The 3,426-nt window shown below is 31.6% G+C and carries 2 protein-coding genes and 1 pseudogene; 1 reads left to right on the top strand and 2 read right to left on the bottom strand.

Annotated elements, in window-relative coordinates; translation table 11 throughout:
• Positions 1 to 277: 277 nt before the first annotated feature.
• On the top strand, positions 278 to 1,549 hold the full coding sequence (locus VGE71_RS02790; protein WP_331136932.1) for a hypothetical protein: 1,272 nt from the start codon (positions 278 to 280) through the stop codon (positions 1,547 to 1,549).
• Positions 1,550 to 1,624: 75 nt separating this feature from the next.
• Here VGE71_RS02790 and hflX read toward each other — a convergent pair whose 3' ends face one another.
• Together hflX and VGE71_RS02780 are read right to left on the bottom strand one after the other, a co-directional pair.
• Positions 1,625 to 2,854, bottom strand: a complete 1,230-nt coding sequence (gene hflX, locus VGE71_RS02785; RefSeq protein ID WP_331136931.1) for a GTPase HflX — start codon at positions 2,852 to 2,854, stop codon at positions 1,625 to 1,627.
• 170 nt (positions 2,855 to 3,024) lie between these two features.
• A pseudogene (locus tag VGE71_RS02780) lies at positions 3,025 to 3,426 on the bottom strand (hypothetical protein); the annotation flags it as partial.

The following is a 3,426-nucleotide window of genomic DNA, read 5'->3' as shown; positions in this document are numbered from 1 at the left end:
TAAGTTCTCTGCTCAAAAGGAACAACTGTCTTAGGAAGATCCTGATAACTAACATTAAAATAGTAACGATCTAAATCTACCTTTTGGGCAAAAGATAAGTAAGAACAAAATAAAAGACCTAGTAGGGTAATTTTCTTCATAGTTAATTTGAGTTTATAATTAGGTTTATTTTAAGGAAATATTGATTATTTTTTATTAAAATTTTGTTTACAAAAATAGAATAATTTTAATTCAAAAATATTATTTTTAGCGCCTCAACCATAAACATTTTAATTACATGACTCAAATCAAATCTACATTATTGTTTCTACTATTATCTGTAGCAATAAGCGCTCAGAAAACTGACACAGAAACTAAAAAATTTACGATTCCTGTTCCAAAATCGGAGTATTTTAATGGTATTAAAAAATACAACATCGTTATTCAAGGTATTGATAAATGGAACAGATCAAGAGATTTTCTTCCAAATGAAACCTTTCAAAAAGACATTACTCTTGATAAATACAAAAATGACAAACAAATTGATTCTATCAATCCTGATTTAAAGATTTTGGTGGGTTATAATCCTTCAAAATATCTGGCTGATGCAACGGGACGTCCAAGTGTGAGTGGAGATCTTCATTTTTTAATTTTAGGTAAAAATAATGAGATCATCACAATGGCTAATGTTAACCGAACAATTCCATTAGACAGAGTTAAGGGACGTACGCAAGAAACTGAAATGGCAAATGCTTTGTGTCAGCAAGCTTACGATTTATTAGACGGATATTTGATCACAAAAAACGAAGTTGAATTGACATTTAATTACGGAGTTTTCGAAAAATGTGACGCTTTTCCTGAATTAGTTGAATTTAATACTAAAACTCAAGAATTACTGACTAAGCTTCAGGCACTATCTTTTGAAGATAAGTATTTAGATGATATGGAAACTTATTACAAAGGTTTTACAGGAAAAACATTTGGAAAAATTAAAGACAAAGATCTTAATAAAATTATCTATCTGAATTTAAGTTTAATTGAAATCTTTAAAGTTAATTTACCAAAAGCAGAAGAATATTTAGCTGTAGCTAAAGAAGGTGCTGGACTTTTGAGTATGTGGCCAGATAATGCTAAAAAGAATCTTCAAATTTTAGGTTTTATCAATCAAAAAGAATTCAAACACAAAATAGAAACTATAACTTCTCGTACTGCGTATGCTGTTGTGTTATCGGGAACTGCGTACTACAAAAAGAAAGTTTTTACAGGAACTTTTGAATTTACAAGATTCAAACCAGCGTCAAGTGGTGGTGGAAGCATTGTTAGTCTTGATTCTTACTCTCCAGCTATCGCAATTTACGAAGGTACTGACAAAGCTGGTTATGTTTGGCCAAACGGAAACCAGTTTAGTGTGAAAACTACAGATGGAAAAGAAATCTCTTTCAAAAAATACAAAGGAGAACTTATCATGGTAGAGAAAATTGCAGATGGAACTTTTAAACCTTATGAAAGCGAATCTGATGATGTTTACACTTCTCCAGATGATGAAAAATTAGAATTGAAAAAAGCATAATTTTCATTCCAATACCAATAAAAAAAATCCCAAAAATTAAATTTTTGGGATTTTTTCGTTTTATAAAATAGTCGTTTATTCTTCGTCTTTTTCGACTGCATCCTTATAATCTGGATACAGGAAATTATTGTAAGGAAAACGTGTAATATGAATCTGGCGAACCGCCTCATAAACCGTTTCTCTGAATTCTTCAAAATTCTCTTTATTTCTTGCCGAAATAAATAAGGCGTTGTCTTCTCCAACATTACTCATCCAGGTTTGTTTCCATTCTTCGAGTGTGTAATGTTTACGAGTTCTTTCGGTAATCAAATCATCTTCTTCGATAGTAAGATGTTTATACGCATCGATTTTATTAAAAACCATAATAGTTGGTTTATCGTTGCTTTTGATTTCCTGTAAAGTCTTGTTTACAGATTCAATATGATCTTCAAAATCAGGATGCGAAATATCTACAACGTGTAAAAGCAAATCTGCTTCACGAACCTCATCTAACGTACTTTTAAAAGAATCTACCAATTGTGTTGGCAATTTTCTAATAAAACCAACGGTGTCAGAAAGCAAAAATGGCAGGTTTTTAATTACCACTTTTCGAACTGTTGTATCTAATGTTGCAAACAATTTGTTCTCAACAAAAACATCACTTTTCCCGATTGCATTCATCAAAGTCGATTTTCCAACATTGGTGTAACCAACCAAAGCTACACGAACCATTGCACCGCGATTACTGCGCTGAATACTCATTTGCTTGTCAATCGTTTTGATTTTATCTTTTAATAGCGAAATTCGATCACGTACAATACGTCTGTCTGTCTCAATCTCTGTCTCTCCAGGACCACGCATACCAATCCCCCCTTTTTGACGCTCAAGGTGTGTCCATAAACCGGAAAGTCTTGGTAATAAATATTGACATTGCGCCAATTCCACCTGAGTTCTTGCATATGAAGTTTCGGCTCTCTGCGCGAAAATATCCAGAATTAAGTTGGTTCTGTCTAAGATTTTACAATCAATAATTCTTGAAATATTTTTTTGCTGCGAAGGTGTTAACTCATCATCAAAAATTACCGTCGATATTTTATTTTCTTTTACAAAGAGATTAATGTCATCTATTTTTCCTGTACCCACAAAAGTTTTCGGATTTGGGCGCTCCATCTTTTGCGAAAAGCGTTTAATAACTTCACCTCCAGCGGTAAAAGTCAAAAACTCTAATTCGTCTAAATATTCATTTAGTTTCTCTTCACTTTGATTTTGAGTAACAATACCAACTATAACTGTTCTCTCAAAATTTATAACTTCTTTTTCTAACATAGTCTTGAATAAGCTGCAAATTTAATGATTTGTAAGCTACAATCAATTATACAATTTGGTTTTTAAATTTATATCTCGACTGCAACAACAAACATGAAATAAAAAATGGAACTCCATTGAGATTTACCTCAACAAAATTCCACCTCTGAATGGTCTTATTTAAAAAACGCTTATTCGTAAATAAACGTTTTTTCTGTTTTTACAATTCCATTTTCTTCAATTTGAGAACAGGAAATTGGAAAGTTTAATTTGTTGTATTTGTATTTTCTGCTTACTGCAACCAAAGCTGTTGAAGATGGACTGAAATTCATTTCATTATTATACGAAATTGATTCAAAGGCAAATTCGTCTTCGTGGTATGAAATCATTGGTACAATTACTTTATAATTATCACCAAAAAGACTTTGAACAATCAATTGATCTGCCGATTTTTTATCATCATAAGTAAACGTTTTTGAAATTTTATCTCCAACCAAACCTTTATGTTTAGAGACGTTATCGTTTACGTAAACATATTCTAATTTTCCAATAATGGCTTTGTTTCTGTCTCGTGAAGTACGTCTTACAATGAT

The organism is Flavobacterium sp. (assembly GCF_036405015.1).
GTDB lineage: Bacteria > Bacteroidota > Bacteroidia > Flavobacteriales > Flavobacteriaceae > Flavobacterium.
Note: the sequence above shows the minus strand (reverse complement) of the source record. Positions and strands in the feature narration are given on the sequence as shown.

What these genes read in the sequence shown, in the direction of transcription:
- hflX (WP_331136931.1), bottom strand. Translation starts at nt 2,854, where the DNA reads ATGTTAGAAAAAGAAGTTATAAATTTTGAGAGAACAGTTATAGTTGGT.
- VGE71_RS02790 (WP_331136932.1), top strand. Translation starts at nt 278, where the DNA reads ATGACTCAAATCAAATCTACATTATTGTTTCTACTATTATCTGTAGCA.